This is a genomic window from Pseudarthrobacter sp. NS4 (assembly GCF_024758005.1).
Lineage (GTDB): Bacteria > Actinomycetota > Actinomycetes > Actinomycetales > Micrococcaceae > Arthrobacter.
Genome location: NZ_CP103288.1, coordinates 93,661 through 112,280, shown reverse-complemented (window position 1 = coordinate 112,280; position 18,620 = coordinate 93,661). Strand labels below are relative to the sequence as shown.

13 protein-coding genes and 1 pseudogene are annotated in these 18,620 nt (G+C 61.5%); 3 read left to right on the top strand and 11 right to left on the bottom strand.

Features of this window, described 5'->3' with window-relative positions:
- Positions 1-725: 725 nt before the first annotated feature.
- The 10 genes from NXY83_RS00510 to NXY83_RS00465 form a co-directional block, all read right to left on the bottom strand.
- Positions 726-998, bottom strand: a complete 273-nt coding sequence (locus NXY83_RS00510; protein WP_258804179.1) for a hypothetical protein — start codon at positions 996-998, stop codon at positions 726-728.
- A gap of 190 nt (positions 999-1,188) precedes the next feature.
- Positions 1,189-1,608: a hypothetical protein gene (locus NXY83_RS00505; RefSeq protein ID WP_258804178.1), complete on the bottom strand. Its 420-nt coding sequence runs from the start codon at positions 1,606-1,608 to the stop codon at positions 1,189-1,191.
- Positions 1,580-1,879, bottom strand: coding sequence for a DUF4193 domain-containing protein (locus NXY83_RS00500; protein ID WP_258804177.1), 300 nt, complete (start codon positions 1,877-1,879; stop codon positions 1,580-1,582). Before NXY83_RS00500 ends, NXY83_RS00505 begins: the two co-directional genes overlap by 29 nt.
- A 332-nt stretch (positions 1,880-2,211) precedes the next feature.
- A complete protein-coding gene (locus NXY83_RS00495) occupies positions 2,212-2,370 on the bottom strand; it encodes a hypothetical protein (RefSeq protein ID WP_258804176.1) in 159 nt (52 codons plus the stop codon).
- Positions 2,371-3,569: 1,199 nt separating this feature from the next.
- Positions 3,570-4,907 (bottom strand): MFS transporter, encoded by a 1,338-nt coding sequence (locus NXY83_RS00490; RefSeq protein ID WP_258804175.1) that lies wholly within the window; start codon positions 4,905-4,907, stop codon positions 3,570-3,572.
- 495 nt (positions 4,908-5,402) lie between these two features.
- Positions 5,403-6,890: an aldehyde dehydrogenase family protein gene (locus NXY83_RS00485; RefSeq protein WP_258804174.1), complete on the bottom strand. Its 1,488-nt coding sequence runs from the start codon at positions 6,888-6,890 to the stop codon at positions 5,403-5,405.
- A 74-nt stretch (positions 6,891-6,964) separates the two neighbouring features.
- Positions 6,965-7,858, bottom strand: coding sequence for a 4-hydroxy-tetrahydrodipicolinate synthase (gene dapA / locus NXY83_RS00480; protein WP_258804173.1), 894 nt, complete (start codon positions 7,856-7,858; stop codon positions 6,965-6,967).
- Between the two features lie 35 nt (positions 7,859-7,893).
- Positions 7,894-9,279 carry a protoporphyrinogen/coproporphyrinogen oxidase gene (locus tag NXY83_RS00475; RefSeq protein WP_258804172.1) on the bottom strand — a complete coding sequence of 462 codons (1,386 nt, stop codon included), beginning with the start codon at positions 9,277-9,279 and terminating at the stop codon, positions 7,894-7,896.
- 345 nt (positions 9,280-9,624) lie between these two features.
- Complete coding sequence (locus NXY83_RS00470; RefSeq protein ID WP_258804171.1) at positions 9,625-10,353, bottom strand: PDC sensor domain-containing protein; 729 nt, start codon at positions 10,351-10,353, stop codon at positions 9,625-9,627.
- Between the two features lies 1 nt (position 10,354).
- On the bottom strand, positions 10,355-11,134 hold the full coding sequence (locus NXY83_RS00465) for a FadR/GntR family transcriptional regulator (RefSeq protein WP_258804170.1): 780 nt from the start codon (positions 11,132-11,134) through the stop codon (positions 10,355-10,357).
- A gap of 246 nt (positions 11,135-11,380) precedes the next feature.
- On the opposite strand from NXY83_RS00465, the gene NXY83_RS00460 reads away from it, so the two are divergent.
- The 3 genes from NXY83_RS00460 (at position 11,381) to pruA (ending at position 16,393) form a co-directional block, all read left to right on the top strand.
- The gene (locus tag NXY83_RS00460; protein WP_258804169.1) at positions 11,381-12,820 is read left to right on the top strand and encodes an IS1380 family transposase; all 1,440 of its coding nucleotides are present in this window, start codon (positions 11,381-11,383) and stop codon (positions 12,818-12,820) included.
- Positions 12,821-13,689: 869 nt separating this feature from the next.
- Positions 13,690-14,517 (top strand): proline dehydrogenase family protein, encoded by an 828-nt coding sequence (locus NXY83_RS00455; RefSeq protein WP_258804168.1) that lies wholly within the window; start codon positions 13,690-13,692, stop codon positions 14,515-14,517.
- Positions 14,518-14,731: 214 nt separating this feature from the next.
- Positions 14,732-16,393, top strand: coding sequence for an L-glutamate gamma-semialdehyde dehydrogenase (gene pruA, locus NXY83_RS00450; protein ID WP_258804167.1), 1,662 nt, complete (start codon positions 14,732-14,734; stop codon positions 16,391-16,393).
- A gap of 276 nt (positions 16,394-16,669) precedes the next feature.
- Here the strand turns inward: pruA and NXY83_RS21160 are convergent.
- Positions 16,670-17,997: pseudogene (locus NXY83_RS21160) on the bottom strand (ISL3 family transposase).
- Between the last annotated feature and the right edge of the window lie 623 nt (positions 17,998-18,620).

Genomic DNA, 18,620 nt, shown 5'->3' with positions numbered 1-18,620 from the left:
GTCTTGCCTCGTATCCGAGTAACAATCCTTCAGGCTGTATCGCCTGCCTAAACAGGCTAACCGTGATTCCTGTCACGCGCAACCCGGTCAGGCTGCGTGCCCGAACCAAGTGGGGAACGACCGGCCGGAACCCGGGTCAGAGGCCGAGGTCGGACGCCGCTTCAGTGAGCCAAACCCTCCTTGGGTCCAAAAACCTGCCTCACGCCCGGAAGTTAGTCCAGTTGAGCACACCCCAGCCTGACGTAAAGGCGGTTTCACAAGGGAGGATTCACCTGCCGGTGGGGCTTCGGTCTCGTTCTCAGACACCTGTCGAGCCGCAAGAGGGGACTTCGTCAGCTCCGGCCGCAAGCGAGTCTCATCGAGTCCCGATTCTTTGGCCTATTTCGATGATTCTCGGGCTACCGCACCTCGGTTTCCTGCCATTCGACTGTCAGGGTGGGATTTGAGAACATCATGAGCGACTGTCAATAAAACGGAAATTTCGCCCTATTCTGACGCCACGCCGATCGTTGCGTCGAGTTTCGCTTGCCAGGTGAGGCCGGCCGATCGGCGGCCGCAAGTGGCCACGCGCTGTCTGCCAGGCTGTCCAATGCGGCTCTTCGGCGAGGCGATCTCCGAGACCCTGTCAGCAGCGGTTCTTTTGGCATTCCTTTGGCCTGACCGGACTCGTGACTATAACGGGCACAAGAAAAGCCCCGGACCGTGGTCCGGGGCTTTGGGGCCGGCTATCGCTCGATCGTGACGCTGAGGTCCAGATGGATGTCAACAGTGGCGAGACGGTCCTGGAGGAAGCGTGCAAGGCTCGCATCAGTCGCGGTGTGTACGCCCTTCGGGACAGCACCGCGGAAAACAGCCTGGGTATTCGTGGATCTGAGCACGTCCAGGGGCGCCCAGTGCCGGTGTCCGGCGCTCAGTCGTTCAATGTCAGTGCGGAAGGTGCCGCGGTGGTCATTACGGGCTGAGGCGCGCATGGTGAAGGGAATGAAAGCTGTGGGCAAGAGGGTCCTTTCGAATGAGGCAGCCAACGGTCAGCGGCCCCATCAGCAACAAGGCGCTGGAAGGCTTCCCTATTCCTTTTTCGCTCCAAGAGAGTCGAGCCTCACGTGGCACTGCTGAAGATCAGAACCCAAAACCAGCTGAAGACCTCGAATCATGCACGCCTGGCCAAAGAGAGTAGCCATCAAGGCGTCAGCGTCGTTTTTCGACCGGGCGGTGCCTGTCTGCGAAAGCAGCGAGGGAGCTCTGGAGCAGCGTCATGCTGTCCAGCATGTCCACGGGTCTGGAGCACGCCCCGACTGACAGCGGGCTGACCATCCACGCGGCGAACACGTTGTGCGGGACCTTCAGCGCCATGGCGTGGTCAAAGAGCCGCAGTACGGGTTCGTGGAGAACCCCGTCTTTGAGCTGGAAGCCCGGGCAGAAGGTTTCCTCGCCGATAAACACCCGGACGGTCCGGCGCATCCCTTCGGGCCCGCCGAGAGAACGGAAGTGGGTCTCCATGTCTGCAGCGGTTGGCAGGGTAAATTCGTCGCGGATGCTGTCCCAGACCTGCTCCGGGACAGCCGGCCAGTAGTGGGGCTCAGCCCTCACATTCGACACAGTAGGCATGGCCGTCCTTCTCGCGCGCCTTCTGCGAACGGTGGCGGACCAGGAAGCACGAGTTGCAGGTGAACTCATCCTCAGCCTGCGGAATGACCTGCACAACGAGCTCTTCGGCAATGAACTCGCCGCCCGGGGTGAGGCCGTCGAGGGTGTCAGCCTCGTCGAGCTCCTGAACTACAGACTTGGCATCCGGTGCTTTGGCGGACTTCAGGGCCTCCAGCGAATTTTCCTGGGACTCCTTAACGTCGGTGCGCAGTTCGTCGTAATCGGTTGCCACGGCGGTGCATCTCTTCTCTGTTGGGGTGGGTTACCGGTCCTGCAACGTACAGGACATGGGAAGAATTCCCCAAAAAAGCGGTGCTGTTCCTCCCCCTCCCCTATTAATCGGGAAGAGGAAAGGCCTATGCCAACGCCCGTGCGACGTCGTAGCCGACCGACTTGGCCGAGAGAGGCAAGTTAACGGAATCTAAATTATCGGCTCTTTAAAAATGGGCGGGGGAGAGGGTCTAAATGGCACCGCTACCGCCCGATGAGGAGCCGCTCCAGCGGGACTGCCTGCTGGTCCTCGTCGATGCTGTCAATTGTTTCGAATCTGCCGGTCGCTTCGCCTCAGTTGTTGCCGTCGTCCTCGTCTTCAGGGTCCGGTTCGGGCTCCGGCGGCAGTGCCCCGCCTTCGCCCTTCCACCGGTGCAGCTGCTTCTCCGGCACCTCCCCATGTGCGGGCCCTTCCGGGCGGGGTCCTGGCCGGGGATCGTCCTCCGTTGTCATGGCCAAACTGTAGGCCGTTGGCGCGACGGGAACAAGGGCAGGTCCCGGGGGGCGGCCGGCCGCGGCCGGCGGTCAGCGTAGGACGACATCCGTGATCGTGCTCGGGCTGCACATGGCGCCGGTCAGGCCCAGCGGTTAGTCGCCGTGGCCCAATAATTCCTCTTCCTCCGCCCGTGGCTGTCCGGCGGCCCGGTGCACCCCGTTCCCCACGGCATCCAGTGGGTCCAGTTGAGCAGTTCTGACGTCCGGAGTCGCGAGAGCTGGAGTGCATTCCAATACCTCGTCTAGCCGACTTGCAGTGCCCAAAAAATTACTTAGGTAGGCCAACGGAAGTTGAAAGACTCAGCGGCGCGACGATTGCGACGCGGGCAGGCAGGTCCCGCACAGCAAAGCCCCCACCGCCCGCAAAACCGCGCAGCAATTGGCGCCACCAAGCAAACACAGAAAGGTCTCACCCGATAGGGCCGGCATCTGCTCAGGGAACGGTGAACGATCGACTTTCCGACCGTCCTTTCCAATAGAGGCCTCTCACATGCGGCGCGGCGGTGATGAGCAGGGCAGTTCCGGTTGCGGCGGTCATGGCGGTCATGGCGGTGAAGGAACCGAACCAGATGACCTCTCGCCTCTCGCAGCATAGGGCGAACCGGTGCATCTGCACCGAAATGACAGGCATATTTTTGTTGGAGCCCTCCAAATTAGAGTAGCCAAGGCCTTACTAAAGTCTGCTGCAGGGAATATCCCTCCAGACGTAAGGGATCTATCAATGACGATTCAGGAAAACCCTCCCGCCGCACTCGGAACAGCATCGGCAGAAACGCGTTAAGGGAGGCTGTGTGGGACAACCAGAGTTTTCGGACCCAATTGGGCCCGAGGAGGCTGCAGTGCCGTCCCCAGGCCGGCCTCTTGTTCTCCTTCACCCCGGGAAATTCGTCCAGCTTTCACAAAGCCCGCCTCGAGACCGTGACCGTGACCGTGAGATACAACAGCTCATTCAGGACCTCGCGGTATTAGCAGCAACGCATGATTCGCATTCTGCCGTTCGCCCCTCTCCCTCCGAATCTGAGTGAAGCGAGTTTCAGGCGCCCGCAGGGCAGGACTGTCCCGGTCCCCGGCTGCAGCGCAAGGGCTGTCTAGAAGAGGTGGCCAGGACCCTTCAGGGAAGCCCCATTCAGTCGCAGCTTTCGTTCGTGTAGGCAGGGTCAGTGGGCGTATCCTGCTGCTGCCTCCGTCAAGGTCTTGCCCTTCGTTTCTGGAGCGAGCCACTGCGATAGCGCGGCACCGGCGAGGGCGACTCCGGCCGCGATCAGCATAGTGGGACCGGCACCGAGGGTCTCCATCGACATCGGGAGGAGGAAGATGCCGATGCCGGCTCCGACACGGCTGGCAGCGGCCGCGAAACCTGTTCCGATGCCTCTGATCTCTGTCGGGAGAACCTCGCCTGGGTAGACGTTGGTCAGCGTGTTGTAGCCCGCGTTGAAGAACGAGAAGACCAGGAAGAGGATGAGGACGACGGGCGCGGGCGCGCCGGCCCACAGGCCAATGACCGCGAGGACGGCGGCGCACAGCCACTGGGTCGGGACGGTCAGCAGGCGTCGACCTACCTTCTCGATCAGCAAGAACGTGACGACGACTCCGGCCAGCGCGACTGCGGAGAGCCCGACTCCCCCGGCGAGCCCGCCAGCGAGACCGTACTCATTTAGCACGCTGTCAGCGAAGGTGGCGATCGCGAAGTATGGTGTCACGGCGCAAAACCAAAAACCTGAGATGAAGAGTGTGGAGCGCCAGTGCTCCTTGGAGAACAGCATCCCGAAGCTGCCCTTGCGAACGTCCTCGTGCTGGAGGTCGTCGAGCGCGTCCTCGGGCATGTACTTGTTAGCGAGGGTTCGGGCCTCGTCTTTGCGGCCCACGCTCCACAGCCACCGCGGTGACTCCGGCATGCCGAGCCGGGCGAGGAATATGGCCACCGCTAGGAACGTGCTCGTACCCAGGATGAAGTGCCAGCTCAGGTCGGTGTACTCGTTGAGCAGATGGCCGATCAGGAACGCGATCATGAATCCGGCGTACCAAGCGATTCCCATTGCGGCCATGAGCCGCCCCCGCAGATGGGTGGGTGAGAACTCAGCCATCAGGGGCCAACCGACCGCGTACTCGGTGCCGATCGCGATGCCCATCAACAGCCGCACCACAATCAGCCACGCCGGCGAGTCGACGAAAAACTGCATTCCCGACGCGATAGCGAACAGGCCGATGTCGAACATGAAAATTGGCTTGCGCCCCCACTTATCGGCGGCCCAGCCGCCCAGAGGTGCGCCGATCAGGATTCCAACCAGAGCAGCTGCGGCGATCAGACCCTGCCAGAAAGGGGTGAGCTGCAGGTCCTCGGCCATGGTCCCCGCGACTGGTCCGATGATGCCAAGGACATAGCCATCCAGGACCATGCCGCCGATCAGGACGGTGACCATTCTAATCAGGAAGCGTCGTTTGCTGGCCGCTGAGGCACCCCCTTGGCTGGCATTGGTGTTTTTTATCGCTGACACTGCGTGCTCCTGATGTGTGGGATGCATAAATTAAATTCCGCCTTGTTCACTGCAATGGGTAGTTGGCGCGCTTGCGCATGATGTGACCTTCGGGTCAGTAGGGTGCGAAAATGCGGTTCGAGCTGAACGGCCGGCTTACGCCAGTGCGCTCAGTTCGGTATGCGCCTCATGGGGTATTTGTGCCCGCCGTGACTTCGTAGTGAAAGCCCGTGCACTCTTCTGTTACCCAGGCTTCGTAGGAATCATCTTTTTCGAAGAGCCTTCGGTTCTGCCGGGGACTGGATCCAAAGGATCTTCCCGTCGTCGGTGACAGCATCGACGACTCCGCTACAGACGTGGGCTCCTTGCTGCCGTACTTCTACACAAGACCCCGGTAATTGCGTCCAGTCGGCGATATGCCTCAGGTGCATAACTCGTGGTCCTTTCATGAGTGGGTCTTGCACCGGGAAGACCTTGCGGGTTCAAGACCACTGATACCCATCGAAGCGCCTGTTATCAGCCGTGGTTGTACATGACGTGTTTGGTGCGGGAGAAGTCTTCCAGGGCGTAGATGGAGAGGTCCCGGCCGTAGCCGGAGCCTTTGAAGCCGCCCCAGGGCATCTCGTTGGCGATGACGAGGTGTGAATTGACCCAGACCGTGCCGAAGTCGAGCTGGCGGGGAATGGAGAAGGAACGGGCAGAGTCTGTGGTCCACACTGATGCTGCCAGCCCGTAGACGGTTTCGTTGGCTCGTGTGACGGCCTCTTCATCGGTGCTGAAGGTTTCCACCGACACGACCGGGCCGAAGATCTCTGTGCTGGCGATTGTGGCGCCTGCAGGGACGTTGGTCACGACAGTTGGTTCGATGAAGTAGCCCGGACCGTCGATGGCGTTGCCGCCGACAGCGATCGTCAGGCCGTCTTTGCGGATGTCCTCGAGTGCGGCCAGGACCCTGTCGTAGTGTGCGCTTGAGATCATGGAACCGATTTCGGCGTCCCCTTCGGCACCGGGTGCGCCGATGGTAATCTCCTGTACCTCCCGTACCAGCACTTCGATGAATTTCTTGGCAACGGATTCATGGACCAGGACACGGGTCGCGGCACCGCATTCCTGGCCGCCGTTCCAGAACCCGCCGGCGCGGACACCCTTGGCGGCGGCTTCCAGGTCGGCGTCGTCGAAGACGACGACGGGCGCTTTGCCGCCGAGTTCCAGGTGGACCCGCTTAACAGTGGAGGCCGCGCTTGCGGCCACCTTCTGGCCGCTGCCCACACTTCCGGTGATGGCAACCAGGTCGACATCCGGGTGCTCTGAAATGCGGTTCCCCACCACCGGGCCGGGCCCGGTGACGATGTTCAGGACACCGGAGGGAACCTCGGAGGCGATGAGTTCGGCCAGTTTGAGAGTGGCCAATGGTGTCTGCTCTGAGGGCTTGAGGACCATGGCGTTGCCGGCGGCCAGGATCGGGGCGATCTTCCACGCGGCCATCAGCAGCGGGTAGTTCCAGGGGGTGATCACGCCGACAACACCCACGGGCTCGCGGAGGATCACCGAGGTGTGGTTCTCTGCGTAATCGCCGGCTCCGGGTGTGGTGAACGCTCGTGCCGCGCCTGCTGAAAACCTGAAGGTGTCGATCGCGCTTGAGATGTCGTCTTCAGCAACGGCTGCCGGTTTCCCGGTGTTGGCAGCTTCGAGGGTTTCGAGGAGGTCGCGGTTGCCCTCGATGATGTCTGCGATCCGAAGAAGGACTGCGGCGCGGTCCTTGGGCGTTTTCGCTGCCCAGCCTGCTTTGGCTGTGACGGCAGCAGCGACGGCGGCGTCGACGTCCTCCACGGTGCCGGCGGGGACCTGGGTCAAAACTTCGCCAGTGGCCGGGTTCTCCACATCGACGGTTGAGGCCGAACTGGATGCGATGAACGCCCCGCCGATGAACTGGCCGAAGGGAGGAAGGGAAGGAACTGGCGCATTCCCTGCTCGGCGGACGGTGAATGATGCTGTTTCGGTCATAATCATTTCCTTCAGTGCTGTCATTGGCGATGGCTGTGTGCCCCGAGGGGCTACTTGACGGCAGCGGGTATGGCTTATTTCACCTTTTGAGGAAGGGCGGCCAGGGCTTGCTGCACCCGTGCCAGGTCTTCTGCGCTGAGGTCGGCGGTGGGACGCCGGGGCGAGCCGGCGGGGAGGCCCTGCAGTGAAAGCCCGGCTTTCACGGCCGGGATGAACGGGACGCTGAGGAGTGCGTCGATGACCGGGTACACGTCATTCCACAGTTCGCGGGCACCGGTGAGGTCACCTTCGGCGATCAGTCGGTTGACGGCGACGATTTCGTCGGGGACGACGTTGGCGGTGCCGGCCATGACGCCTGCTGCGCCTTCGGCGAGGGCGCTGTAGAGGTAGACATCCCAGCCGATGAAGGTGCCGATGACATCGCTGTGGTGGTGGATCAGCTGGAGTGCCTGTTCCCAGTTCGCGCTGGAGTCCTTGATGTACTTGATGTTGTCCACTTCTTCTGCCAGGGCGCGCACAGTTTCCGGGTCCAGGTTGACGCCGGTGACGGCCGGGATGTTGTAGAGCATGACCGGAATGTTCACGGACCGGGCGACGTCCTTGATGTACGTGACCGTTTCCTCCAGGGAGAGCGGCTCGTAGTACGGCGTGATCAGCATGAGCACGTCAGCGCCGGCCTTCTCGGCAGCCTGCGAGAGGTGAATGGCCTCGGCTGTCGAGGTGGCGCCGGTGTTGGCGATGACCGGGACACGTCCGTTGGCCTGCTCGATGACCGTGTTGATAAGGAGTAGGCGTTCCTCGGAGGACAGGGCACCGACTTCGCCGGTGGAGCCGGCTGCGACAACGCCGTTGACGCCGGCGTCGACGGAGCGGTCGACGATGCGGCGCAGGGTGTGGACGTCGATGGTTTCGTCTTGGTTGAAAGGGGTGGACAGTGCGGTCAGGACACCGCTGAGTTCTTTAGCCATGGATGGTTCCTCTTCTTTTTCTGGGAGATGTTGGTTCAGGCGACGATCGAGATGCCGGAATGGGGCGGGGTCTGGCGGTGTGTGGCCAGCAGGCTGGCGGCTTCCTGGGCTGCCGAGAATCCGGTGGTGATCGAGCTTTCGGTGTAGAGGGTTCCGAGGAAGTCCCCGGCAAGGAAGACGCGGTCCGTCCCTCGCATCAGCGTTGACTGGAGCTTGGCCCGTCCGGGGAAGGAGTAGGGCGAGGCGACCTTCCACCGATCCGTCTCGGCTTCGACAACGCTGTCGGCGAACCCGTGACCGAGGACCTGATCGAGGTCGCGAAGGTGGGTCTGGATGACTTCCTCATCGATCTTCTCCAGCAACGCGCGGCCCAAGCTGGCGGGTGAGAACGTCATGAAGCTGCCGCCGGGCTTACGCACGGATTCGGTACCGCGGACGATGCTGGCCTGGTTCAGTGCGATCGCAAACGAGCGCTTTGGCGCCGCGATGGCATAGATGTCGTCCCAGGGCCGGGCCGAGGTCTCGTTGGTCAGGAAGGCCGTGCTGACATGGGGGCCGTACTTTATCTGGCTGAGGGCACCGCGCAGGTCTTCCGGAAGATCCACGCCAATCCTGTGCGACACATCAGCGGTGGTGGCGAGGACAACGGCGCGGGCCTCCACTTCATGGTCGACGCCGCCTTGGCTGTAGCGGACGAGGACGGAATCCTTCTTGTGCACAACCTCCTGCACAGTCGCTCCGAGCTGGATCCGGTCACCGAGTGCTGCGGCGACTGACTCGGTCAGGGTGGAAGGGCCACCAACGATGCCTTGGCTAAGTCCTTGACCGATGCCCAGAACCAGGCTGAAGTACCCGATGCCGGCGCCGGCGGAGATTTCATTCATATCACCGGCTGAGCGCGTGACAGTGGTTTTGAACAGAGCAGCTGCGTCCTCGGACAGGTTCCCGATGAAGTCCTGGAAGGAGACATCGTTCTGGAAGTCATAGATGCGCTGCTGGCGCATTGCCCCGGATTCTCCGGCACGCTTCCTGACAACGCCGGTGTATTTGGCGACGCCACTGACAACCTTCATGCCGGCCTGTAGCGTGTCGATCCGGGCGGAAAGAGACATGGGAATCCGGAACGGGTAGGTGGCGATATGGCCCTTTTTAATGAACTTGCCGTTCATTGAGAGGGCCTGCAGAGAACCGGGGATCTGGACGGCCATGACGCCGACTTCATTGAGCAGGGAGGCCGTGGAGGATCCGGCGCCTGCGAAGACATGTCCCCCCCAGTTGAGCCAGTAGTTGCCCCGGCGCTCTGAACGGATGCGCCCGCCCACGCGCGTGTCCGATTCAAGCAGGAGCGTATCCCAATGACGCAGGCGCCAGCCCGCAGACAGGCCGGCGAGTCCGGCGCCAACAACAACTACATCTCTCATGAGTCTGCACTTTCCATTTAAGGGCCTCGAGCTGCCCAGGGTGGCTCTGAGCAGAGGCGCGTCCGTCCGTGATGACGAGGTGTGGGTGGTCCAGGATCAGGATCGGGTTTTACACACACGACGACGGGCTGAATCTGATCCTCAGAGCCCTTGGACTCCGCCGGAGATCGCCTCCAGCAGGGGCTGTGCCTCCGATCACAATAAAGCCTACATCATTGTATGATTAATGCAATAGTCTTTTGGGGGCCTGGTGCAGGGGACTTTGGACAGCAAACCCAGAGATTCCTTGGAGCGGGGGATGCGGCGCGTCAGTTGCGGTACTGGGGGCAGCGGAGTAGGAAGTGGCTACTTCCTGAGACTGATCAGCTTCCAGGGCAGACGCGTCGGATTGTCCGGAGAGACGTCGACCGAGTCCTGCACACGGCGGACGTCCTGATCGCGAAGCAGGGTACCCGAAGCTATGCGTGCGTCATTGGATGCGATGACCCTGCCGTTCGGGCCGAGCAGAACCACTGAAGGGTCGTGCAATTGGAGCGCCTGGAGGAAGGCGCCCTCGAGCTTCGCTAAGGTCAGGTCACCGCCCAGTACATGCGTTCCCTGAGGGGTCGCGGCGGGAACACACAGGGTGATGATGTTGACGTTGATGCCGCCAAAATCCACATAGGGGCCCACTGCTACCGGCTTGCCGCTGGCGGAAGGGACGGTGAACCATTCCCGGCTTGCGTAATCGTAGTAATTCAACGAGTCCGGGTTGAGGTCGTGCGTAACGAAGCGAGCTTCACGGGAGGTATCTGGGTGCTGCACCCGCCACCATTCGAGCCAGTTGCGAGCTTCCGGGAGGCTTCCAGGCGCATATGCGATTCCAGCTCCGATGATCACGCCCGAGTGCTGGCTGATGAGATTTGCAAATTCCTTTTTCAGAAAGTGGAAGGCACTGCGCCGCGGAACACCTGAGGCACTGGCTGCCGCTTCAGAAACCGCCGCGGCGATTTTCTCCAGGTCTTCGAAGACGCTGCCGATAGTGGACGAGATGACCGCTGCTGTCCGGTGAAGAGTTGCTTGTACGGGTTCCACGTTATTCACCTTCGCCGGACTGCATCGACAATCGCAGATGCTGCTCTATCAGGTATTCGGTTTCACTCCTGCTGTGGAGCTCAGCAGCCGATGCCGCCGCATCGGCGTCGCCGGCTCGAATGCAATCGACGATGGCCTCGTGCTGCTGAACCGAAGTGTTGGCATGTGCGTTGTCACGACCGGAGAGGCTCCACCAAAGGGTCATCAGCTCCGCTTCAAGTTGGAGTGCTGCCGAGGTCAGGCGGCTCGATTGCGCAGCAATGCTGACTGCAACGTGGAACCGGCTGTCCATCCGCCGTCGGGCCCGCTCGTCCACACTGTCCCGATGCCGCCGCATCAGCTCGTCAAGGTGCTCAACGTTCTGCTGATCAGCGCGCCCGGCAGCCAGGCGGGCCGACATCGAGGCTATGGCCGCTCCCAAGTCACCGAGATCCCTTAGCGCCTCCGTGCTGGTTTCGCGGAGCTTGTGTTGAAGCTGAGTGTCCGTCAATTCGATCTGGCGACGGATCACGCTTCCGCCGCTGCGTCCACGGCTGGTCTCAATGAGGCCCTTCGTGCGGAGTGCCGCGAGGGACTGGCGCAGGGTTATCGGCGAAATTCCGAGTTCGGCGGCAAGAACGGACTCGGTGGGAAGCCGGTCCCCCTCGGTGAGGATGCCCATGAGGATTGCGGTCTCAATTTGATAGGAAACCTGGTCGGCGCGACCTAAGCCCTCAGGCTCACTTCCGCGCAAGAGCAGCAGCAAGTCAAGGGCGGACGAGGAAATTGCAGTACTGTCCATCGCCGCGTCCTCCTGCCCGGACCTCACCCACCAAGAGGCGGAAGAATTGCTATTACATTGAATCTTTGCATGTTGTAATGACGGATGGAATCTCGTGTCCAGAAGTGCAGCAAAGCCACGTGCTATCCCGGGGTTTTCATGAGGTTGACGCCCGCTGGGTGTGTTAAAGCGACGAAAGGTGCTTCTGAGCTGGGAAAATAGTGTTGTTGACGCACTTTTCTACCGGCGGAAAGAAGCACCTTTCTGATGTCCAAGAATACCGGAGTTTTCCCGTCCCTTCCTGTCGCCACGACGGGACAGCAACTGGTCTCCCACGCCGGGCTGAACGTGGTGACGTCCCTTGTCGACGCGCTCGGGTTCCGCGGCTTGTGCGAGGACCGTTTGGGCCAGTTCGTCCCATCCGGTGCCCGCCACCGGCCCGGCACGATCGTGGGCTCGTTGGCGGTCATTCTCGCCGGCGGCGGGGAGCACGTCTCCGATCTGGACATCCTGCGGACCGGTGCCGGGGTCTTCGGGAACGTTGCTTCGAACGCGACGATCTCGCGGTTCTTCGAGCGGACCGTGACCAACCCCGACCTCTTCAGCTACGGCTTCACGACTTTGACACGGGAGTTGCGTTCGCGAGCGTGGGAAGCCGCCGGGGACCGGAACCCGGCCCTGAAGGCCACAGCACTGGACCCGCTCATCCTGGACCTGGATGCCACGCTCGTGACTTCCCATAGCGACAAGGAGAAAGCTGTCGGAACGTACAAGGGCGGGTACGGGTTCGCTCCCTTCGTCGCCAGCGTCGATTACGGCACGGGCAACGGGACCGGGGAGGTCCTGGCCGTGCTCCTGCGCCCGGGTAATGCCGGGGCCAATAGTGCGGATGACCACATCAAGGTCTTCACCCAGGCCATCGCCCAACTCCCGGACGACTTCTACGACCACAAGGGAAAGCTCATGGGTGAGAAAATCCTCGTGCGAACTGACAGCGCCGGGGCTTCCCGGAAGTTCCTGCACTACCTCTCATCCTTGGGCGTGCAGTTCAGTGTTTCCTACCCGGTCCCGGTGATGAAGGCCCGCATGGTCGCGTGGATCAACGACAAACAGTATTGGCAACCGGCATTGGACCAGAGCGGCGACGAACGCACCGACGCGTGGGTCGTTAACGCCACCGACGTCCTCGGACTCACCGACTACCCGCCTGGCACGAACCTGTACCTGCGTGCCGAGCCGCTGCATCCCGGAGCGCAAGCGACCCTGCTGGATATGGACGGGCACAGAGTCACGGCTTTCCTGACGAACTCACCGTCCTGGCACGGGCCCGCCCTGGATGCCAGACACCGGGCCAGGGGACGGTGTGAGAACCGGATCAAAACCCTGAAGAACACCGGTCTCGGTAAGCTGCCGTTCTTCGACTTTCACGGTAATCAGGCCTGGGCCAACATCGCCGCCCTGGCCATGAACCTGGTTTCCTGGCTCCAACTTACCGCGCTTCCAACCGGCCACAGTGCCCGGGGATGGGACATGAAACGGTGGCGCTACCGGCTCTTCGCCACCGCCGGGAAACTGATCACCCGGGCCCGGCGGACGCGGCTGCTGATCGCTGACGAAGCCCCGGAAGCCGGCACGATCACCACGATCCTGTCAGCGATCACCGAGCTGAAAAACAGCCTCCGACAACGAGTCCCACTTCTGGCCTGAGAACAACTCCGCCAGCCCAACAACGACCAGCACGACCCATCGGAGACGTGGAACCCGACGCCCAACCAGCGACAACAGGCCCGGTTTGCGCGCTCAAAACCAAAGAATCAACCCGGACGAAAATCAAGCCGAAGCCTGACGGCCAACCCGACCTTCATGAAAAATCCGGGCTATAACTCCGGCCGCACAAATCTCACCCCGGTTCCGTGAGGCTGCAGACAAAGGTCTTGTTAGCCTCACCTGGGGACAGCAGATAACCCCCGATGGAGGCCCTGCTCTGCTGCCCGTCCATCTGGGCTCCACAACCTCTGGCGCTTCAATCACGGAGGCCGCTGTAATGCTCCCCCTGTAGGTTCGAGGCACACGATCTGGGCGCTTTCGCAATCCACAGGGCGCGGAACCAGCACCCGGAGCTCCGACCAGATGGGGTGCTGCTGCCTTTCTTCCCGGTTCCCGCGCCACGCTGATCCCGCACCTACCCCGCGGCGGAGGTAACCGAGCTCCGGTTGCCCAGGGTGACACCCTCGGTGGCGGGAAATAAGGCGCCCATTGCGGTCATTAGAACCGCCAAAGCCACGCTTGCACTCCCCCGCCCCCCGACGAGCCCAAGTTGGTGACTTCGTGCGGGCCTCCCCTGTCCGAAAACGTGCCAGAAAGACATTGTGTGATCTGTGATCACAGGGTATCTTTTAAGCATCAGGACCTAATGAGAGCCAGATCACGTCCCGAATCTGCTTCGACCTCCGTCCGTGCCCCAGAAGGGGAACGAGTAAAGGACCACCACTATGCCGAACCGGCTCCTGCTTCATGTGGCAGAAAATAAAAAATTAGAGGCTATAGCCACGAAAAACCGCCTTACCCGGCCCATCGTGGAGAGATATGTCGCCGGAAACGGCCTGCTCGACGCCTGGCGTGTCACCGAGAAGCTGAACTCGGCGGGCATCGATGTCAGCCTGGACCTGCTTGGAGAGTCGGTATTTGACTTGGCTCAGTCCAAGGCAGCAACACAGGAGTATCTGGGCGCCATCGAAGAAATCAACAAACGAGCCCCCGGCTCCACAGTCTCCGTGAAGCTCTCACAACTGGGGGTCGCAATCGATCCCCAGCAGTGTGCGAATAACCTGAAGAGCCTGCTTCAGGCAGCTGACGCCCAGGGAGTCCAGGTTGAAGTCGACATGGAACACAGTTCGGTGGGACGCGCCACGTTGCAGATATTCAAAGGCATCCTCTCCGATTATCCCCAGACACGCCTTGCGATTCAGGCCAATATGCGGCAGACCCCCGAGGACCTGCTTTCATTCACAGATATAAAGCCACGCATCCGTCTGGTCAAAGGGGCCTTCGATGAGACCGTGGACAATGCTCTCCGCAGCGCAGACGAGGTCACCGAGCAGTACAAATACCTGTCGCGGTGGGCTCTTACCCACCTTCCGGATCCCGCGTTCGGCACACATGACGACAAGTGCATCGACGTAGTCAAGGAAACGGCCAGGGAACTTGGGCTGGACAAGAAGTCCTTTGAGTTCCAGATGCTTTACGGGGTAAGGCGCAAGTTGCAGGACGAACTTGTCCGGGACGGCTACCGGGTCCGGGTGTACCTTCCGTACGGCACTCAGTGGTACCCGTACCTCATGCGGCGCATGGCCGAGAAGCCGGCCAACCTCCTGCTGTTCCTGCGCTCCCTCATCGGCGGATAGGGAATCTGCCCGAGGCAACGATCTGTCGGTGTGGTCTTGGCCCTCCTGCAAAACGGGTGAGGGCAGACGACCTTAGAGCAGCAACATCCAGCACAGAACAATTCCTCGTAAGTGCGTGTATGGACCGCGGAGCGCCTTTCTCCACACTGAGCCTGGCCAGGTGCTCGCCTTCGTGTAGGCCCCTTTCAGGGCACAACCCAATTTAGGAGTAATAATGCCTGTTCAAACCGTCAGCGTAGCCGGTAATTTCCGGGTGCCAGTTCCTGCCAACGAACCCTCCCGAGACTTTGCGCCGGGTTCCCAGGAAGCCCAAGACGTTCTCAAGAAGATTTCTGAGGTGAAGAGCGCCGTCCGCGACCTTCCGCACGTCATCAACGGGGAACGTATCTTTACCGGTGAAACCTCGGACGTAGTTGCCCCGCACGAGCACTCCCTTGTCCTGGGTAAGCTGCCCAGCGCGGATGCGGCGACAACACAGAGCGCCATCGAGGCATCATTGAAGGCCCAGGAGAACTGGGCCCTTACGCCTTGGTGGGAGCGCGCAGCGATCTTCCTGCGGGCCGGGAACCTGGCCGCAGGCAAGTACCGCGACGAGCTTGTCGCAACCACCATGCTGGGCCAGTCCAAAACCTTCCACCAAGCAGAAATCGACGCCGCCAGCGAGGTCGCTGACTTTTTCCGCTACAACGCCCATCTCGCCCAGCAAATCTATGCCGATCAGCCCGCCTCCCTTCAGGGGGACTTCAATAGCCTGGACCAGCGCCCGCTTGAAGGCTTCGTCCTGGCCATCACGCCGTTCAACTTCACCGCTATCGCTGCGAACCTGCCTTCCACTCCCGCCCTGATGGGAAACACGGTTGTCTGGAAGCCGTCGGCGTCCTCGGCACTCAGCAGCGACGTCATTATGCGCCTGCTGGAAGAAGCCGGCCTCCCCGCCGGCGTGATCAACATGGTGCACGGTTCAGGAAAAGACATTTCCGAAATCGCCATCAAGCATAAGGATTTCGCTGGGCTTAATTTCACCGGCTCCACCGACGTCTTCCGCAGCCTGTGGAAGTCCGTAGGGGAAAACATCGACAACTACCGCTCCTTCCCCCGACTGGTCGGCGAAACCGGTGGCAAGAACGCTGTCCTCGCCCACCCCAGCGCCGATGCCGACGCTGTCAGGACCGCTTTGGTTCGCAGCTCGTTCGAGTATCAGGGCCAGAAGTGCTCGGCCTCCTCACGCGCTTACCTGCCCAGGAGCGTTTGGAACAAGATTAAAGATGACGTTGTGGACACCGTCCGGAGCTTCAAAGTTGGCGATGTGGCCAAACACGAGACATTTGTTGGTGCAGTGATCAACGAAGCCGCTCTGCGGCGTATGGAGGGCGCCATCTCCAGGGCCAAGGCACTGGAGAGCCACACCCTGCTTGTTGGCGGGACAGTGCGGCCGGAAGAAGGCTGGTTCGTTGACCCTACGATCTTCGTTACCACTGATCCCACGGCGTTCACGATGTCAGAAGAATTTTTTGGTCCCCTGCTCACCGTCTTCGTGTACGAGGACAGCGAGTTCGAAGCCATACTGCCCCTCGTTGACCAGGCAAGCCCTTACGCGCTGACGCTTTCAATTTTCGCCTCTGACCGCAGCGCCATCTCGACAGCACTGACTGCGCTCCGCAACACGGCGGGAATGACGTACGTCAATGACAAGCCCACCGGTGCGCTGATGGGCCAGGTGTCCTTTGGCGGAGGCCGTGCATCCGGGACCAACGACAAAACCGGGTCCCGCCTTTCGCTCCAGCGATGGGTCAGTGGGCGCTTCATCAAGGAAAACCTCTCCCCCGCAACGGGCTGGACCTATCCCTACCTGGACCTCTCCAGCTACGCGCCCTAAGAGCCGGCCGGGGCAGGATCCGTATCACGGATCCTGCCCCGGCTTTCCAACTGCAGTGATTCATACGAGCAGGAAAGCCAAAAATGACTGTCCAAGATTTGCCCACCACCCTTATCGATACCCAACTCGCGACTCTCGACCGCGATAGCTGCCACCTGGAGGTAGAAGACGGGCAATGCTTCTACTGCACGGGCCCGGAAACCGACTAGACATTGACGCATGTCCGGCCCCATTTAGTTGCGTCTGACCCATTCGGGGTTTAGTGGGTCTTCGCATTTAGGCATGGTTCGTCTGTTTGATTCGGTAGGGTCGGTGGCCGCCGGCGGCAAGTAGGCATCTGAGTCTGTAGTTGGGGAAATTACGGAACCCACGGGCGATACGGCGGGTGGTTTCGATGACGCCGTTGATTGCTTCTGTGGGGCCGTTGGAGGCGCCGCGGGTGTCGAAGTAGGCCAGGATCGCGGCCTTCCATTGTTTGAGTGTTCGACCGAGCCGGGCGACTTCCGGGATCGGACAGGACGGGAACGATGCGATGACCTCGTTGACGAGCCCCCTGCCGCGTTCCGGGCGGGAGTGGTAGATGTTCCGTAGCTTCTGATAGCACTGCCAGGCCAGGGTGACTTCGTGGCCGTGGTCCCCGGCGGTGAGTTTCGCATCGAGAGCCTGGCGGCCTGCTTCTCGGTCAGATGTTCCGCGCCGGTCTGCAGAGTCCGCCGGATACCGTAGAGCGGATCTCCCTTGCGGCCCCGGTGGCCCAGGGTCTCCTGCTGGACCCTGCGGCGGACCTCGTCGACCATGGCCGATCCCAGTTTCACGACGTGGAAGGCGTCCAGGACGGTGATCGCTTCGGGCAGCTCGTCGCGGATGGCGTTGGCGTAGCCGCGGAACGGGTCCAGCGCCGCGGTCTTGATGCCGGCGGTGAACCCGGCGCCTCGGTCCTTTAGCCAGTCAGCGTAGGCCTTCCCCGACCTGCCCGGAACGAGGTCCAGCAACCGGGCATGAACTCGACCGTGGGCGTCACGGGTGTGGTCCACGATCCCGGTGACCATGCCGGACCCCGGCGGACCTGTGTGGGACCAGACATGTTCGTCAACACCAAGCGCGTTCACCCCGGACAGCCGCTCGGTGATAGCGATGCGCCGTGTGGCTTCTGCCCTGATGGCGTCGTCCCACGCTGTATGCCACGAAACGCCGAGCTGATGGGCCAGGGCAGAGACAGACGTATCGAAACGCTGCAGCCCATCGGTTGCCCATCTGGCGGCCCTGGCCGTGAGCTTCGCCCTAGGTCCGGCCAACTGATGCTCCTCGGTGAACGTCGTTCGCGGACAGTCATTGTCGGGGCATCGCCAGACGCGCTTGGCCCATAGCAGCTGCACTGGCCGGCCGAAACACGGAATGTCATGGAGGCGGACCTGGCGGCGGCCGTGCCCCACAGCGACGACGCCGCAGTCAGGGCACCCGGTGAGGTCCTCGCCGGTCTCGACGTGCAGAAGCAAGCCCGTCACGGTTGCAGTGACGGCACTGATGTGGACGCCCTCGACATCGAGCAAGGCATCTGCCCGCATGCACCAGCGCCCGCCGGAACAAGACATAGAGTTATTCATGTCAGGGTCTCTTTGCGTATTGGTTTGCTTGGTCGCTACCAATTCAAAGAGGCCCTGACCTCATTCCCCCTGCACCACGCCGCAGCCAACGTACGAGCGCCAGCTTCAGACCGCCCTACCCATGCTCATCTGCGAAGAGCCGGTTTAGTCAACTGAGTGAGGACCGCCAAGTGGCCGGGGTATAAAGAAGCCGCATAGAGGCCTGCACTCACTTACCAGAACAACGTGTCGGAGGGAGCAAAGGCATTCCCTTACACGGCACGGCGCAGGCACAACAGTGGCGACATTATGTTGCCTGGCAGGGCGCGACCACTGCCCTGCCCAGAAGGTGGTGGTCCCCACAGGTTTGCGCTGTCTGAGCCGTGAAGCCCGAACGTTTCCGCAACCGCCGCGGCGCGGGCCCACCAAGAGTGGCTTGCTGGTGGAAGTTGCAGAGCTGCAGTAGCCATAGAGCGGCGAGAAAAGCCGGCCACGCTACGATTTTTGAGTCAGAAGTTGGCCTACGCGTCCTGCGCCACGTGCTCCCCTTTTAGGAAGCGGGCCGTAGGCGGATCCGATAGACGCGGTCGCCAGTTTCTTGTCTTGCCCTGACCGTGAAGTTCTTTGAACTAGCGGAGCCGGCG

Coding starts and splice junctions, on each gene's coding strand:
- dapA (WP_258804173.1), bottom strand. CDS start 7,858: ATGGCTAAAGAACTCAGCGGTGTCCTGACCGCACTGTCCACCCCTTTC.
- NXY83_RS00485 (WP_258804174.1), bottom strand. CDS start 6,890: ATGACCGAAACAGCATCATTCACCGTCCGCCGAGCAGGGAATGCGCCA.
- NXY83_RS00475 (WP_258804172.1), bottom strand. CDS start 9,279: ATGAGAGATGTAGTTGTTGTTGGCGCCGGACTCGCCGGCCTGTCTGCG.
- NXY83_RS00505 (WP_258804178.1), bottom strand. CDS start 1,608: ATGCCTACTGTGTCGAATGTGAGGGCTGAGCCCCACTACTGGCCGGCT.
- pruA (WP_258804167.1), top strand. CDS start 14,732: ATGCCTGTTCAAACCGTCAGCGTAGCCGGTAATTTCCGGGTGCCAGTT.
- NXY83_RS00465 (WP_258804170.1), bottom strand. CDS start 11,134: ATGGACAGTACTGCAATTTCCTCGTCCGCCCTTGACTTGCTGCTGCTC.
- NXY83_RS00495 (WP_258804176.1), bottom strand. CDS start 2,370: ATGACAACGGAGGACGATCCCCGGCCAGGACCCCGCCCGGAAGGGCCC.
- NXY83_RS00460 (WP_258804169.1), top strand. CDS start 11,381: ATGTCCAAGAATACCGGAGTTTTCCCGTCCCTTCCTGTCGCCACGACG.